The 14,935-nt window shown below is 66.0% G+C and carries 14 protein-coding genes; 10 read left to right on the top strand and 4 right to left on the bottom strand.

Going from position 1 to position 14,935, the window contains the following annotated elements:
• Positions 1-3: 3 nt before the first annotated feature.
• The gene (gene gyrA / locus GQE99_RS09690; protein ID WP_161351385.1) at positions 4-2,760 is read right to left on the bottom strand and encodes a DNA gyrase subunit A; all 2,757 of its coding nucleotides are present in this window, start codon (positions 2,758-2,760) and stop codon (positions 4-6) included.
• A 194-nt stretch (positions 2,761-2,954) separates the two neighbouring features.
• On the opposite strand from gyrA, the gene ctaA reads away from it, so the two are divergent.
• Complete coding sequence (ctaA, locus tag GQE99_RS09685) at positions 2,955-4,100, top strand: heme A synthase (RefSeq protein WP_161351384.1); 1,146 nt, start codon at positions 2,955-2,957, stop codon at positions 4,098-4,100.
• Position 4,101: 1 nt separating this feature from the next.
• A complete protein-coding gene (locus tag GQE99_RS09680; RefSeq protein ID WP_161351383.1) occupies positions 4,102-5,583 on the top strand; it encodes a carboxypeptidase M32 in 1,482 nt (493 codons plus the stop codon).
• 7 nt (positions 5,584-5,590) lie between these two features.
• Here the strand turns inward: GQE99_RS09680 and GQE99_RS09675 are convergent, their stop codons facing one another.
• The 3 genes from GQE99_RS09675 to GQE99_RS09665 are packed head-to-tail and all read right to left on the bottom strand — an operon-like array spanning position 5,591 to position 7,179.
• Complete coding sequence (locus GQE99_RS09675; protein ID WP_161351382.1) at positions 5,591-6,295, bottom strand: VIT1/CCC1 transporter family protein; 705 nt, start codon at positions 6,293-6,295, stop codon at positions 5,591-5,593.
• 4 nt (positions 6,296-6,299) lie between these two features.
• Entirely contained in the window at positions 6,300-6,515 is a 216-nt protein-coding gene (locus GQE99_RS09670) for a hypothetical protein (protein ID WP_161351381.1), read from the bottom strand.
• Positions 6,516-6,525: 10 nt separating this feature from the next.
• Complete coding sequence (locus GQE99_RS09665) at positions 6,526-7,179, bottom strand: alpha/beta hydrolase (protein ID WP_161351380.1); 654 nt, start codon at positions 7,177-7,179, stop codon at positions 6,526-6,528.
• Between the two features lie 149 nt (positions 7,180-7,328).
• On the opposite strand from GQE99_RS09665, the gene iscR reads away from it, so the two are divergent.
• The 8 genes from iscR to GQE99_RS09625 are packed head-to-tail and all read left to right on the top strand — an operon-like array spanning position 7,329 to position 14,822.
• Positions 7,329-7,790 carry a Fe-S cluster assembly transcriptional regulator IscR gene (gene iscR / locus GQE99_RS09660; RefSeq protein ID WP_161351379.1) on the top strand — a complete coding sequence of 154 codons (462 nt, stop codon included), beginning with the start codon at positions 7,329-7,331 and terminating at the stop codon, positions 7,788-7,790.
• Between the two features lie 43 nt (positions 7,791-7,833).
• A complete protein-coding gene (locus GQE99_RS09655) occupies positions 7,834-8,880 on the top strand; it encodes a cysteine desulfurase family protein (protein ID WP_161351378.1) in 1,047 nt (348 codons plus the stop codon).
• A gap of 9 nt (positions 8,881-8,889) precedes the next feature.
• Entirely contained in the window at positions 8,890-10,425 is a 1,536-nt protein-coding gene (sufB, locus tag GQE99_RS09650) for a Fe-S cluster assembly protein SufB (protein WP_161351377.1), read from the top strand.
• 31 nt (positions 10,426-10,456) lie between these two features.
• Positions 10,457-11,209, top strand: coding sequence for a Fe-S cluster assembly ATPase SufC (gene sufC, locus GQE99_RS09645; RefSeq protein ID WP_161351376.1), 753 nt, complete (start codon positions 10,457-10,459; stop codon positions 11,207-11,209).
• Positions 11,209-12,513, top strand: a complete 1,305-nt coding sequence (gene sufD, locus GQE99_RS09640) for a Fe-S cluster assembly protein SufD (RefSeq protein WP_161351375.1) — start codon at positions 11,209-11,211, stop codon at positions 12,511-12,513. The genes sufC and sufD overlap by 1 nt, the downstream gene beginning before the upstream one ends.
• A 2-nt stretch (positions 12,514-12,515) precedes the next feature.
• Entirely contained in the window at positions 12,516-13,010 is a 495-nt protein-coding gene (locus GQE99_RS09635; protein WP_161351374.1) for a YIP1 family protein, read from the top strand.
• Between the two features lie 2 nt (positions 13,011-13,012).
• A complete protein-coding gene (locus GQE99_RS09630) occupies positions 13,013-13,606 on the top strand; it encodes a Yip1 family protein (RefSeq protein WP_235917186.1) in 594 nt (197 codons plus the stop codon).
• 1 nt (position 13,607) lies between these two features.
• Entirely contained in the window at positions 13,608-14,822 is a 1,215-nt protein-coding gene (locus tag GQE99_RS09625) for a cysteine desulfurase (protein ID WP_161351372.1), read from the top strand.
• The last annotated feature ends 113 nt before the right edge of the window (positions 14,823-14,935 follow it).

The raw sequence follows: 14,935 nt of genomic DNA, 5'->3' as shown, positions 1-14,935 counted from the left end.
CTATCAGGCATCGCCGAGCTCTTCGGTCTCGTCCTCGTCCGAGGATTCGGCGATCCACGCGACCGAGACGACCCGTTCGCCCTTGCCGGTGTTGAACACCTTCACACCGCCGGCGGAACGCGAGCGGAACGAGATGCCATTCACCGGGCAGCGGATCGACTGGCCCTTGGTTGTGGCGAGCATCACCTGGTCCTCCATCCCGACCGGGAAGCAGGCCACGAGGTCGCCGCCGGGCATCGCCTTGGCGAAGGCGGTGACACCCTGGCCGCCACGGCCGCGCACCGGGTAGTCGTGCGAGGACGAAAGCTTGCCCAGCCCGGTCTCGGTGATCGTGAGGATCAATTCCTCGGCCGCCTGCATCTCTTCGAACCGTTCGGGCGAAATCGCGCCCTCGACCTGCTGCTCCTCGTCGTCCTCGTCGCTCTCGCTCTCTTCCGCGCCGGCCATCTGGCGGCGCATCTTGAGGTAGGCGGTCCGTTCCTCGGACGTGGCCTCGAAGTGCTTGATGACCGACATCGACACGACCTCGGCATCGTCCGAGAGCAGCTTGATGCCGCGCACACCCAACGAGGAGCGCGAGTTGAACACCCGCACGTCGGTGACCGGGAAGCGGATCGCGCGGCCCTTGTTGGTCACCAGCATGACGTCGTCGTTCTCGTCGCAGATCCGGGCGTTGATCAGGCGCGTGCCTTCGTCGTCGCCCTCGAATTTCATCGCGATCTTGCCGTTGCGCATGACGTTGGTGAAATCCGACAGGCGGTTGCGGCGTACCGAGCCCTTGGAGGTGGCGAAGACGATCTGGAGATCGTCCCATTCCGCCTCGTCCCGGTCCACCGGCATGATCGCCGCGATGCCCACGCCCGTGGGGATTGGCAGGATGTTGACGATCGCCTTGCCCTTCGACGTGCGCCCGCCCAGGGGCAGTCGCCACGTCTTGAGCTTGTAGACCATCCCGTCGGTGGTGAAGAACAGAAGCTGCGTATGCGTGTTGGCGACGAAGAGCGTGGTGATCGCGTCGTCGTCCTTGGTCGCCATGCCCGACAGGCCCTTGCCGCCGCGCTTCTGCTCGCGGTAGTCCGCCAGCGGCGTGCGCTTGGCCCAGCCCGACTGGGTGATCGTGACGACCATGTCCTCGCGCTCGATCAGGTCCTCGTCGTCCATGTCGCCGGACCATTCGACGATCTCGGTGCGGCGCGGGACGGCGAATTCGTCCTTCACCGCGGTGAGCTCGCCCGAGATGATCGACATGATCCGCTCACGCGACCGCAGGATGTCGAGGTATTCGCGGATCTTGCCCGCCAGTTCCTGCAGTTCGTCGGTGACTTCCTTGACCCCGATCTGGGTCAGGCGCTGCAGGCGCAGGTCGAGGATCGCGCGCGCCTGCGTCTCCGACAGGTTGTAGGTCCCGTCGTCGTTCATCTTGTGCGTCGGATCGTCGATCAGGCGGATGTAGTCCGCGATGTCCGCGGCGGGCCAGCGGCGTTCCATCAGCTTGCGGCGCGCCTCGGCGCCATCGGCGGAGGAGCGGATGGTCGCGACCACCTCGTCCACGTTGGAGACCGCGACCGCCAGACCACAGAGCACGTGGCTCCGTTCGCGCGCCTTGCGCAGGAGATAGGCCGTGCGTCGTGCGACGACATCTTCACGGAAGCTGATGAAATGGCGCAGGAAATCGCGCAGCGTAAGCTGCTCGGGCCGGCCGCCGTTCAGCGCCAGCATGTTGCAGCCGAACGAGGTCTGAAGCTGCGTGAAGCGGAACAGCTGGTTGAGCACCACGTCCGGGGTCGCGTCGCGCTTGAGCTCGATCACGACGCGCACGCCGAACCGGTCGCTTTCGTCCTGGATGCCCGAGATGCCCTCGAGACGCTTTTCGCGCACGAGATCGGCGATCTTCTCGATCATCATCGCCTTGTTGACCTGGTAGGGCACCTCGTCGACGACGATAGCATAGCGGTCCTTGCGGATCTCCTCGATCCGGGTCTTGGCGCGGATGATGACGCTGCCGCGGCCCTCGAGATAGGCCTTGCGCGCGCCGGAGCGTCCCAGAAGGATGCCGCCGGTGGGGAAATCCGGCCCGGGCACGATCTGCATCAGCGACTCGTCCGAGATGTCCGGGTTGTCGATCATCGCCAGCGTGGCATCGACCACCTCGCCCAGGTTGTGGGGCGGGATGTTCGTGGCCATGCCCACCGCGATCCCGCCGGCACCGTTGACCAGCATGTTGGGATAGCGTGCGGGAAGCACCGTCGGCTCGGTCTGCTTGCCGTCGTAGTTGTCCTGGAAATCGACCGTGTCCTTGTCGATGTCCTCGAGCAGCGATTGCGCCGCCTTGGCCATGCGCACTTCGGTGTAGCGGAAGGCCGCGGGCTTGTCCCCGTCCATCGAGCCGAAGTTGCCCTGGCCGTCGAGGAGCGGCAGCGACATCGAGAAGTCCTGCGTCATCCGCGCCAGCGCGTCGTAGATCGCGGCGTCGCCGTGCGGGTGGTACTGACCCATCGTGTCGGCCACGGGGCGCGAGGACTTGCGGTAGGGTTTGTCGTGCGTGTTGCCGACCTCGTGCATGGCGTAGAGAATCCGCCGATGCACCGGTTTGAGCCCGTCGCGCAGGTCCGGAATCGCCCGGCTCACGATCACGCTCATCGCGTAATCGAGATAGGAATTCCGCATTTCCTCCTCGATCGTGATCGAGGGGCCGGAATACTCCGGGCGTTCGGGCGGCATTCCGCCTTCGTTTTCAGGGGGTTCCGGGGTGTCGTTCAAGTCGTCCGCCGTTCGTTTTTTCTGTGTTTTGCGCCTGTGATGCGTTCACCACATTTTGTTTCGTTACCTATACCAACAACCAGCTATTGGGTGCAATCGGAAGCGTCCTTTTGACGCTCGGAAAAGAGGCATTCCGCCTTGGCATTTTCCGGGTGTTCCCCGATAGTCCGGCGAAACCACGCATGAGGATAGGAATGGCCCAGCCAGGTCGCAGTATTTTCGAAGAGGTCGAAGAGGGCGCGGGGCCCAGGAAAGCCCGGGCCACGGGGATGATCGAGAAGGGCGCCGGACGCGGCGCACGCCGGGCGATCCGGGCGTGGCTGATCGGGCTCTTCGCTTTGGTCTGCGTGATGGTCCTGGTGGGCGGGCTCACCCGGCTCACCGACAGCGGTCTGTCGATCACCGAATGGAACCTGGTGTCGGGCACCGTTCCCCCGATGAACGCCGAGGATTGGGCGACAGAGTTCGAGAAGTACCGCGCAAGCCCGGAATATCGCCTCCAGAACGAGGGGATGAGCCTGTCGGAGTTCAAGACGATCTACTGGTGGGAATGGGGCCACCGGCAGCTGGGCCGGTTCATCGGTCTCTTCTGGATCGCGGGCTTCCTCTATTTCTGGCTGTCCAAGCGCATCCCGGGCGGCTGGACCGGCCGGCTTTTCACGATCGGCGCGCTCATCGGCGTGCAGGGCGCGGTCGGCTGGTGGATGGTGCACTCGGGCCTGCAGGGCGACCGGGTCGACGTGGCCTCCTACCGCCTTGCCACGCACCTCGGTCTCGCCTTCTCGATACTGGGGCTCATTCTATGGTGCATCCTGCTTCTGAGCCGGTCAGAGGCGGACGTCATGCAGGCGCGGCGCCTGCGCGAGCGGTCTCTGTTCGGAATGGGCACCGGGCTCATGCATCTTGCGTTCCTGCAGATCATCCTCGGCGCGCTTGTCGCCGGGATCGACGCGGGGCGCAGCTATATCGACTGGCCGCTGATGGCGGGGCAGTTCTTCCCGCCCTATGCCTTCGACCTGGAGCCCGCCTGGCGCAACTTCTTCGAGAACCCGGGGCTCGTGCAGTTCATGCACCGGATCGCGGGCTACCTGCTGGCGCTCTTCGCAATCGGGGCGTTCTTCCGCGGCCGGCGCGCGGCCAACCGCACGACCCGGACCGCCTTCACGCTCGCCAGCGCGATGGTGCTGGTGCAGATGGTGATCGGCATCGTGACGGTGATGCAGGGCGCCCAGCTTGAATACGCCATCGTGCACCAGGCCGGCGCGATCCTGACCTTCGCGCTGATCATCATGGCCCGCTACCGCGCGGGCTACCCGACGGCGCAATCGGTGCGGGGCTGACATGTCGCATTTCGATGACCTGATGGACTACGAACGCCAGACCCAGGCGCTGGCCCAGGTGGCCGGGCGCCTGAGCTGGGACCAGGAAACGGTGATGCCGCGCGGGGCGAGTCCCCAGCGTGCCGAGGAAAGCGAAGCGATGGAGCACGTGCTCCACGCCCGGCGCACCGATCCGCGCGTCGGAGAATGGCTGGCAGAGATCGACGCCGAGACGCTCGACCCGGTGGGACGTGCGAACCTGCGCCACATCCAGCGCGCGTTCGACCGCACGAACCGCGTGCCCGTGAAGCTCGCCGGTGAAATCGCGCGCGTCACCTCGTCAGCGCAGCGCAGCTGGGCCGAAGCCCGCGCAGCCAACGATTTCAAGGCCTTCGCGCCGGTTCTTGCGAAAGTGGTGGAGCTCAAGCGCGCCGAGGCGCAGGCGCTTGCCTCGGGTGGCGACCCCTACGACGCGCTGCTCGACGATTTCGAGCCGGGCGCCACGGCGACCGAGCTCGAGGCGATGTTCGACGCGCTGCGTCCCCGGCTTGTCGCGCTGCGCGACCGGGTGATGGGGGCCGATCATCAGCCCGCGCCGCTCAGCGGCACGTTCGACGAGTCGCGCCAGATGGAGCTCACGCAGGAAATCGCGCGGGCGTTCGGCTACGACATGGAACACGGGCGCATCGACAAGGCGGTTCATCCGTTCTCGTCGGGCTCCGGGCTCGACGTGCGCATCACCACGCGCACCAGTGCCACCGACCCCTTCGGATCGATCTACTCGACGGTCCACGAGGTCGGGCATGCCTGCTGCGAGCAGAATATCGACCGCGACTACCTGCTCACGCCGCTGGGCCAGGGCGTGTCGATGGGCGTGCACGAAAGCCAGAGCCGGATCTTCGAGAACCAGCTTGGCCGCTCGCGCGCCTTCACGGGCTGGCTGCACGGCCGGATGCAGGAGGTGTTCGGCCCGTTGCCCGTGGCCGATGCCGATGCGTTCCACGGCGCGGTGAACCGTGTCACGCAGGGGTTCATCCGGACGGAATCGGACGAGGTGCAATATAACCTCCACGTCCTTCTGCGCTTCGACCTGGAGCGCGACATGATCGCCGGCAAGCTCGCGCCTGCGGACCTCGAAGAGGCGTGGAATGCCCGGTTCGAGGCGGATTTCGGCGTGAAGGTCGACAAGCCCGCGAACGGCTGCCTGCAGGATGTGCACTGGTCGGTGGGGCTGTTCGGCTACTTCCCGACCTACAGCCTGGGCAACGTCTATGCCGGCTGCCTCATGAAAGCCCTGCGCAACGCGGTGCCGGACGTGGACGCCTCGCTGGCGGAAGGAAACCCGCGCCCCGCGACGGGCTGGCTGGCCGAGAACCTCCAGCGTCATGGCGGGCTCTACGAGCCGCGCGAGGTGATCACCCGTGCCTGTGGCGGCGTCGCGCCAAGCGAGGGGCCGCTGCTCGATTATCTCGAGGCCAAGTTTTCCGAGGTCTACAAGCTCTGAGCCCGTTTCAGCCGCCGCCGAAACCGGCCATCACGTTGCCCGCCCCATAGGCGAGCGCGGCGCAGAAGCCGCCCAGGATGACGGTTTCGCCGATGGCACGCAGCGCGTGCTCGTGCGTGGTGCGCCAGCGCAGGGCCCCCAGCAGGGTGAGCGCGGCGAGCGTCGCCACGGCCGAGACCATGAAGGTCGACGGGTGATCGGGGGCCACGAAGAAGGGGATGATCGGGATCAGTCCGAACACCACGAAGGACGAGAAGGTCACCGTGCCGCGCAGAAGCGGGCGTGCCGCGCCCGGCGCCTCGGCCTCGGCGCTGTAACGCAAGGTCACGTCGGCGGCGAGATGCGGATCTGTCGCGATGGCCGCCGCCGCGCGTTGGGCGGTCTCGGTATCAAGCCCCTGCGCGGTGAGCGTCGCGACCAGTTCGCGCTCCGCCACGGCCGGGCCTTCGTCGCGCAGCTTCGCGGTGCGGTCACGGTAGAGCGCGCGGGTGGAGCGGTCGGAGAGAAACTCGCCAAGCCCCATCGAGGCCGCGTCGGCGATCAGGTTCGCCACCCCGAAGACCAGCACGGCGACCGAAGCGATGCCTGCGGTCCCCTGCGCCTCGGCCCCGGCGAAGCCGGCGACGATGGCAAAGGTGGTGACGATGCCGTCGTTGCCCCCGTAGGTGAGCTGGCGCAGGAAAATCCGGGCGAGCGCACCGCGGCGCGCCATCGTCTCAGCCCCGTCCGGCGCGCAGAGTCTCCAGCAGGTCCATCGCCCGCGCCTCGGCCCGACGCACGCGCACGGCGGTCATGTAGGCCTCTTCGAGCGTCTGGGACGAAGTGCCGATCACCTTCTTCACCTCTTCGATGATGTCCTGGTTGCCGGTCTCGTCCACGAGTTTCAGAACCTCGATGGCGACCCGGTCCGCGACGTCGTCGATGAGTTGCATGATGTGATCCTCAGCGCGTGGATTCCGTCAGGCGGCGGCGGACGTATTCGTCCACGGAGGCAAGCATGGTGTCCATGTGATCGCCTTCGTAGAAGTGTCCGGCGCCCTCGATCTCGTTATGGGTGATGGTGATGCCCTTCTGCTCGTGCAGCTTGTCGACGAGCGCGTGGGTATCGGCCGGCGGGGCGACCCGGTCGCCGCTGCCGTTGATGATCAGGCCAGAAGACGGGCAGGGGGCGAGGAACGAGAAGTCGTACATGTTCGCCGGCGGGCTCACAGACACGAAGCCGGTGATCTCGGGGCGACGCATGAGAAGCTGCATCCCGATCCAAGCGCCGAAGCTGAAGCCGGCGACCCAGCAATGCTTCGCGTTCTGGTTCATCGACTGGAGGTAATCGAGCGCGGAGGCCGCATCGGACAGCTCGCCCACGCCCTGGTCGTATTCCCCCTGGCTGCGCCCCACGCCCCGGAAATTGAACCGGAGCACGGTGAAGCCCATGTTGAAGAACGTGTAGTGCAGGTTGTAGACGACCTTGTTGTTCATCGTCCCGCCGAACTGCGGATGCGGATGAAGCACGATGGCGATCGGGGCGTCCCGGTCCTTCTGCGGATGGTAGCGGCCTTCAAGCCGGCCCTCGGGGCCGGGAAAAATCACCTCGGGCATAGACGGTCCAACTCTCCCACGGACCCGGTTTTCTTGACGGAAATTTCCGGGCAAATTACAAGCGATACGGCCCGGCACGAACGCCGCGGCACTGGGCTAAAAGTCACCTATAGCCGCCGGGCGGTTTCGTCAATGTTTCGGGGGGACGAATGAAGCTTTCGACCAAGGGGCGCTACGCGATGGTAGCGCTCGCCGAGCTCGCGCTCCAGCCCGACGGCACCCGCCTGTCGCTGGCGGAACTGGCCGAGCGTCAGAAGATCTCGCTGGCCTATCTGGAACAGCTGTTCGTGAAACTGCGCCGCGCGGAGCTCGTGAAATCCGTGCGCGGACCCGGCGGCGGCTACGTGCTGGCCCGGCCGGCGAGCGAGATTCGGGTGGCCGAGATTCTTGCCGCCGTCGACGAAACCGTGAGCGCGATGCACACCGGGGCGGGCGCCTCGGGCGCGGTATCGGGCACGCGGGCGCAGTCGATGACCAACCGGCTGTGGGAAAGCCTCTCGGCGAATGTCTATGTTTTCCTGCACCAGACGCGGCTTTCGGACGTGGTGCAGAACGAATTGGCCCCCTGTCCGGCGGTTCCGAGCTTGTTCCAGGTGGTGGACGAAGAGTAACAAGGCCGCTCAGAACACCAAAGACAGCGGAAAGGGGGTGCCCGTGGGGCGCACCTATCTCGATTACAATGCAACGACGCCGCTCAGGCCCCCGGCGCGGGCGGCGATGCTCGAGGCGATGGACCTCGTCGGCAACCCGTCCTCCGTCCACAGCGAGGGGCGCGCGGCCAAGGGGCTGGTCGAACGCGCGCGCCGGCAGGTGGCGGCGGCCCTGGGCGCGGAAGGCGCGGACGTGGTCTTCGTCTCCTCTGCCACGGAAGCCGCGGCGCTCGCGCTCGCGGGCCGCGACATGGTCTGCGCGGACGTGGAGCACGAAGCGGTATCTGCCTGGTGCGACCCGGTGCTGCCGGTGGACCGCGACGGGCGCGTGAGCGTCACCGACCCCCGCACCAGCACGCTGCAAGTGGCCAATTCCGAGACCGGGGTGATCCAGGATCTGCCAACCGGGCTCGCCGTCACGGACGCCACGCAGGCCTTCGGCAAGCTGCCCTTCGCCTTCAATTGGTCCGAAGCGGACATGGCCTTCGTATCAGCGCACAAGATCGGCGGGCCGAAAGGGATCGGCGCGCTCGTTTTGAAGCGGGGGCTCGACGTGGAGGCGCGCATCAAGGGCGGCGGACAGGAAATGGGACGTCGGTCGGGGACCGAGAACGTGGTCGGAATCGCCGGTTTCGGTGCGGCCGCGGAGGCCGCGACACGCGATATGGAGGCCGGACGATGGGCCGAGATCGCAAAACTTAGAAATATTCTAGAAAAAAGACTTTCAGAATCCGCAAGAGAGACTATTTTTGTCGGGAAAGACGCGAACAGGCTCCCCAACACGTCCTGTTTCATCACGCCGGGCTGGAAAGGGGAGACGCAGGTGATGGTGATGGACCTGGCCGGGTTTGCGGTGTCCGCGGGCTCTGCCTGCTCATCGGGCAAGGTCCGGGCCAGCCGAGTGCTTCGCGCGATGGGGTACGATGACACGGAAGCGGCCAGCGCGCTGCGGGTGTCCCTCGGGCCCGACACGACAGAGGAGGATGTTTCGGCCTTCGCCGATGCATGGCTTCGCGAATACGAGAAATTCCGCGCACGGCGCGGGGATTGAGAGGCGAGGATGGCCCAAGACGAACACACGATCGTCAAGGAAGGCGTCGAGAAAGAGACCGTGGATGCGGTCAAATCGCTGGGCGACAAGTACAAGTACGGCTGGGAAACCGATATCGAGATGGATTACGCCCCGAAGGGGCTGACCGAAGATATCGTGCGGCTCATCAGCCAGAAGAACGAAGAGCCCGAGTGGATGACCGAGTGGCGCCTGAACGCCTATCGTCGCTGGCTCCAGATGGAAGAGCCGGACTGGGCGATGGTCGACTATCCCGAGATCGACTTCCAGGACCAGTACTACTACGCCCGTCCCAAGAGCATGGAGACCAAGCCCAAGTCGCTGGACGAGGTCGATCCCAAGCTGCTCGCCACCTATGAAAAGCTGGGTATCCCGCTCAAGGAACAGATGATCCTCGCGGGTGTCGAAGGCGCGGGCGAGGTGCCGGCGGACGGCGACAATTCGGACCGCAAGGTCGCGGTCGACGCCGTGTTCGACTCCGTCTCCGTGGGCACGACCTTCCAGAAGGAGCTCAAGGAAGCGGGCGTCATCTTCTGCTCGATCTCCGAGGCGATCCGCGAGCATCCCGAGCTCGTGAAGAAGTACCTCGGCTCCGTGGTTCCGCCCACCGACAACTTCTATGCCACGCTCAACAGCGCGGTCTTCTCGGACGGCTCCTTCGTCTACATCCCGCCGGGGGTGCGCTGCCCGATGGAGCTGTCGACCTATTTCCGCATCAACGCGGAGAACACCGGCCAGTTCGAGCGCACGCTGATCATCGCGGACCGCGAGGCCTACGTGAGCTACCTCGAGGGCTGCACGGCGCCGCAGCGCGACATCGCGCAGCTCCACGCGGCCGTGGTCGAGATCGTGATCCTCGACGATGCCGAGGTGAAGTACTCCACCGTCCAGAACTGGTATCCCGGTGACGAGAACGGCAAGGGCGGCATCTACAACTTCGTGACCAAGCGCGCCGATTGCCGGGGCGACCGGTCCAAGGTGATGTGGACCCAGGTGGAAACCGGCTCGGCGGTGACGTGGAAATACCCGTCCTGCGTGCTGCGCGGTGACGAAAGCCAGGGCGAGTTCTACTCGATCGCCATCACCAACAACATGCAGCAGGCCGACACCGGCACCAAGATGACCCACCTGGGCAAGAACACGCGTTCGCGCATCGTGTCCAAGGGGATCAGCGCGGGGCGGTCGAACAACACCTACCGGGGGCTCGTCTCGATGCACCCGAAGGCGACCAACAGCCGCAACTACACCCAGTGCGACAGCCTGTTGATCGGTGACCAGTGCGGGGCGCATACCGTGCCCTACATCGAGGTGAAGAACCAATCCTCGCGGGTCGAGCACGAGGCGACGACGTCCAAGGTGGACGACGACCAGATGTTCTATTGCCGCCAGCGCGGCATGGACGAAGAAGAAGCGGTCGCGCTCATCGTCAACGGCTTTGCCAAGGAAGTGCTCCAGGCGCTGCCGATGGAATTCGCGATGGAAGCGCAGCAGCTCGTCGCCATCTCTCTTGAAGGCAGCGTGGGCTGAGGCCCGGTCGCGCCGAGATAAGGATCAGGAAATGCTTAAGATCGATAACCTGCACGTCAAACTGGAAGAAGAGGACAAGCAGATCCTCAAGGGCGTCACGCTCGAGGTGCCCGCGGGCGAAGTCCACGCGATCATGGGGCCCAACGGGTCGGGCAAGTCGACCCTGTCCTACGTCCTGTCGGGTCGCGACGGCTACGAGGTGACGGAAGGCTCCGCGATGCTCGGCGACATCGACCTGCTCGAGCTCGAGCCGGAAGAGCGCGCCGCCGCGGGCATGTTCCTGGCGTTCCAGTACCCGGTGGAAATCCCCGGCGTCGGCAACATGACCTTCCTGCGTACCGCGGTGAACGCACAGCGCAAGGCGCGCGGGCAGGAGGAAATGTCCGCTGCCGACTTCCTCAAGTTCGTGCGCGCGAAGGCCAAGGACCTCAAGATCGACGCCGACATGCTGAAACGCCCCGTGAACGTGGGCTTCTCGGGTGGCGAGAAGAAGCGCAACGAGATCCTGCAGATGGCGATGCTCGAGCCCAAGATGTGCATCCTCGACGAGACCGACTCCGGCCTCGACGTGGACGCGATGAAGCTTGTCTCGGACGGCGTGAACGCGCTGCGTGACGAGAACCGCGGGTTCCTCGTCATCACCCACTACCAGCGCCTGCTCGACCACATCGTCCCCGACGTCGTGCACATCATGGCCGGTGGTCGGATCGTCAAATCCGGCGGGCCCGAGCTGGCGCTCGAGGTCGAGAAGAACGGTTATGCAGACCTGATGGAGACCGCCTGATGGCGATCGCGAAGGAAAAACTGCTCGCCCGGCGGCGTGACGCGCTCTCCGCGCGGCTCGAGACCCTGACGCTGCCCGAAGGCGGCGCCTGGATCACCGAGGCGCGCAAGACCGCGCTCGCGCGGCTCGAGACGATGGGCCTGCCCACGGGCCGCGACGAGTACTGGCGCTTCACCAAGCCCGAGAGCCTGAACGCGGCCGAGCCGGAACCCGCCGCGGTCTTCGACCACGGCGAAGAAACCCCGGTGTTCGACGCGGTCGAGCGCACGCGCATCGTCTTCGTCGACGGTGTGTTCGACGCGGCGCAATCCGACGACCTCTCGGTCGATGGGATCGAGATCGAGCGGCTGGAGGATGCGGCCAGGGCCGACATCCACTGGGCCAAGGACATCTACGGCGCGATCGAGACGCGGGGCCAGACCCCGGTCGAGCGCCCGCATGCGGCGCTCAACACGGCTTTCGCCACGGACGGTGTGCTGATCCGAGTGACCGGCAAGGCGGAAAAGCCCGTGTCGCTGATCTACCAGCACAAGAACGAGACCTCGGACGCGTTCCTGCACAACGTGGTGCGCGTCGAGGCGGGCGGGGAGCTGACGCTGCTCGAGAACGGCCCGGCCGCCGCGCGCTTCAACAAGGTGCTCGAAGTCGACATCGCCGCGGGCGGACGCCTGCACCATATCCGCGCGCAGGGCCGCGACCACGAACGGCGCGCCGTCACCGGCATGTTCGTGCGTCAGGACGAAGACAGCCTGTTCAAGTCCTTCACCCTGACGGTGAACGGCCGCCTGACGCGCAACGAGATCTACGTCGACCTCGAAGGCCCCAACGCCTCGGCCCACGTCGCCGGCGCGGCGCTTGGTCACGGTGACTTCCACCACGACGATACGGTCTTCATTCGCCATGATGCGGAGAATTGCGAAAGCCGGCAGGTGTTCAAGAAAGTGCTCCAGGAAGGTGCCATCGGCACGTTCCAGGGCAAGATCCTCGTGGAGCGCGGGGCGCAGAAGACCGACGGCTACCAGAAATCGCAATCGCTCCTGCTGGATGACGGGGCCAACTTCCTCGCCAAGCCCGAGCTCGAAATCTACGCCGACGACGTTGCCTGTTCGCACGGGTCGACCTCCGGCGCGATCGACAAGGACATGCTGTTCTACCTGCGCGCCCGCGGCATCGACGAGAAGACCGCGATGGACCTCCTGGTCATCGCCTTCGTCGCCGAGGCGATGGAAGAGGTCGAGGACGAGCGCTTCCGCGAAGAACTGGTCGAGCGGCTGGAAGGCTGGCTGTTGCGGCGGCGTGGCTGAAAATGTCCGTCGCGCGTGACATGATGCGCGCCTACCGGGCGCCGCGCGAGGTGTTTGCGCGGCGCCTGGGCGATACGGCGCGCGAGGATCGCGCGCTGGCCGTTCTCATGGTCGCCTGTATCCTGATCTTCGTGGCCCAGGCGCCCCGGCTGCAACGCGTGGCGCTGGAGACCGGGCAGGACCTGAACCCGCTTCTGGGCGGGGCCCTTTTTGGTTGGCTCTTCATCGTGCCGCTCACCGCCTACGCGATCGCCGCGATCAGCCACATGATCGCGCGCCTCATGGGCGGGCAGGGCAGCTGGTTCGGTGCCCGTTTCGCGCTTTTCTGGGCGCTTCTCGTGGCCTCGCCGCTCTGGCTTTTCTGGGGGCTGGTCTCGGGCTTCGTGGGCGCGGGCGCGGCCGAAACCGCCGTCGGCGCCGTGGCGCTGGGGGCGTTTCTGGTTCACTGGGTCGTCAATCTCCTGACGGCCGAACGCGGTGCGGGGGCGGCGGCGTGAAGATGGAATTCGGATACCTGTTCGGCATGGCGCTTCAGACCATCGCCGAACCGCGCAAGATCGCACGCGAGCTTTTCGCGCTGGACCTGCCGCGGGCCGTCCTGTGGCAACTGCTGATCCTGCTTCTCGTCTTCGGCGCGATGATCGGCGTGGGGTCCTCGATGATCTTTCCGCCGGCGCCGGAGCTTCAGGGCACGGTCTTCGCCATGCCGATGGCGGTGGCGCTGGCCGAATCCGCGGTGGCGGTGATCACCGTGCTGCTGATCTACTGGCTGGGGCGCGCCGCGGGCGGCACCGGGCGGTTCGAAGACGGGCTCATGACCGTCATCTGGCTCAACTTCGTGCTGCTGATCGTGCAGTCGGGCGTGCTGATCCTGAGCCTTTTCGCCCCCGGCCTGGCTGCACTTCTGTGGATGGCCGGCGGGCTTGCGGGCTTCTGGATCATGAGCCACTTCATCGCCGAGCTGCACGGGTTCGCATCGGCCATGCGCGTGTTCCTGGGCATCCTTTTGACCAGTTTCGTGGCGGTCGCGATCCTGTCGGTCGTGCTCGCACTGGCCGGGGTCGGCGCCGCCTTCACTTCGGGAGAGCTTTGAGATGTATGATGTCGACAAGATCCGCGCCGATTTCCCGATCCTTGCGCGGGAGGTGAACGGGCAGCCGCTCACCTATCTCGACAACGGGGCTTCGGCCCAGAAGCCCAAGGCGGTGATCGACGCCGTCACGCGCGGCTACGCCGAGGAATATTCCAACGTCCACCGGGGCCTGCACTTCCTGTCGAACCTGTCGACGGAGCGCTACGAAGGGGTGCGGGAGACGATCGCGCGGTTCCTCAACGCCCCGTCGGCCGACGAGATCATCATGAACACCGGCACCACCGAGGGGATCAACATGGTCGCCTACGGCTGGGCCGCGCCGCGGATGGGCGAGGGCGACGAGATCGTCCTCACCGTCGCCGAACACCACGCCAACATCGTGCCCTGGCACTTCCTTCGCGAACGCCAGGGGGTGAAGCTGGTCTGGGTGGAGCCGGATCTCGACGGGTCGATCCCGCCCGAGAAGGTGCTGGCCGCCGTGACCGAGCGCACCAAGCTGATCGCCGTGACCCACTGCTCGAACGTGCTGGGCACTGTCGTGGACGTGAAGGCCATCAAGGCGGGCGCAGGCGACGTGCCCGTGCTGGTCGACGGGAGCCAGGGCGCGGTGCACATGCCGGTCGACGTGAGCGACCTCGACTGCGACTTCTACGCGATCACCGGCCACAAGCTTTACGGCCCCTCCGCCTCCGGCGCGATCTTCGCCAAGCGGGCCCGGATGGACGAGATGCGTCCCTTCATGGGCGGCGGCGACATGATCCGCGAGGTGTCGCGCGACGAGGTGAGCTACAACGATCCGCCGATGAAATTCGAAGCGGGCACCCCCGGCATCGTGCAGATGATCGGGCTGGGCGCGGCGCTCGAGTACCTCATGGACATCGGCATGGACCGGATCGCGGCCCATGAACAGGCGCTCGCGGGCTACGCCGCAGAACGCTTCGCGGGGCTCAACTGGCTCCACGTGCAGGGCCACGCGCCCGGCAAGGCCGCGATCTTCTCGTTCACCGTCGAAGGCGGCGCCCATGCGCATGACATCTCGACGATCCTAGACAAGAAGGGCATCGCGGTGCGCGCGGGCCACCATTGCGCCCAGCCGCTGATGGAACACCTGGGTGTGCCGGCCACGGCGCGCGCGAGCTTCGGAATGTACAACACCGAGGCCGAGGTCGACCGGTTGGTCGAGGGTCTCGAGCTCTGCCACAAGCTTTTCGGGTGAGGGGTTTCGCAGCGCGCGTTTGACGCGCTGCGTCCCGCTGGCGGCCAGCCCGCGAACGGCACGCAAGATCGGGGGGCCAGCCCCCCGAACCCCCCGGCGTATTTTCGGAAAGA

Source organism: Maritimibacter harenae (genome assembly GCF_009882975.1).
GTDB lineage: Bacteria > Pseudomonadota > Alphaproteobacteria > Rhodobacterales > Rhodobacteraceae > Maritimibacter > Maritimibacter harenae.
The sequence above is the reverse complement of the archived record's forward strand: the minus strand, read 5'-3'. Positions and strand labels throughout refer to the sequence as shown.

Coding starts and splice junctions, on each gene's coding strand:
- ctaA (WP_161351384.1), top strand. CDS start 2,955: ATGGCCCAGCCAGGTCGCAGTATTTTCGAAGAGGTCGAAGAGGGCGCG.
- GQE99_RS09680 (WP_161351383.1), top strand. CDS start 4,102: ATGTCGCATTTCGATGACCTGATGGACTACGAACGCCAGACCCAGGCG.
- GQE99_RS09675 (WP_161351382.1), bottom strand. CDS start 6,295: ATGGCGCGCCGCGGTGCGCTCGCCCGGATTTTCCTGCGCCAGCTCACC.
- GQE99_RS09670 (WP_161351381.1), bottom strand. CDS start 6,515: ATGCAACTCATCGACGACGTCGCGGACCGGGTCGCCATCGAGGTTCTG.
- GQE99_RS09665 (WP_161351380.1), bottom strand. CDS start 7,179: ATGCCCGAGGTGATTTTTCCCGGCCCCGAGGGCCGGCTTGAAGGCCGC.
- iscR (WP_161351379.1), top strand. CDS start 7,329: ATGAAGCTTTCGACCAAGGGGCGCTACGCGATGGTAGCGCTCGCCGAG.
- sufB (WP_161351377.1), top strand. CDS start 8,890: ATGGCCCAAGACGAACACACGATCGTCAAGGAAGGCGTCGAGAAAGAG.
- sufC (WP_161351376.1), top strand. CDS start 10,457: ATGCTTAAGATCGATAACCTGCACGTCAAACTGGAAGAAGAGGACAAG.
- sufD (WP_161351375.1), top strand. CDS start 11,209: ATGGCGATCGCGAAGGAAAAACTGCTCGCCCGGCGGCGTGACGCGCTC.
- GQE99_RS09635 (WP_161351374.1), top strand. CDS start 12,516: ATGTCCGTCGCGCGTGACATGATGCGCGCCTACCGGGCGCCGCGCGAG.
- GQE99_RS09630 (WP_235917186.1), top strand. CDS start 13,013: ATGGAATTCGGATACCTGTTCGGCATGGCGCTTCAGACCATCGCCGAA.
- GQE99_RS09625 (WP_161351372.1), top strand. CDS start 13,608: ATGTATGATGTCGACAAGATCCGCGCCGATTTCCCGATCCTTGCGCGG.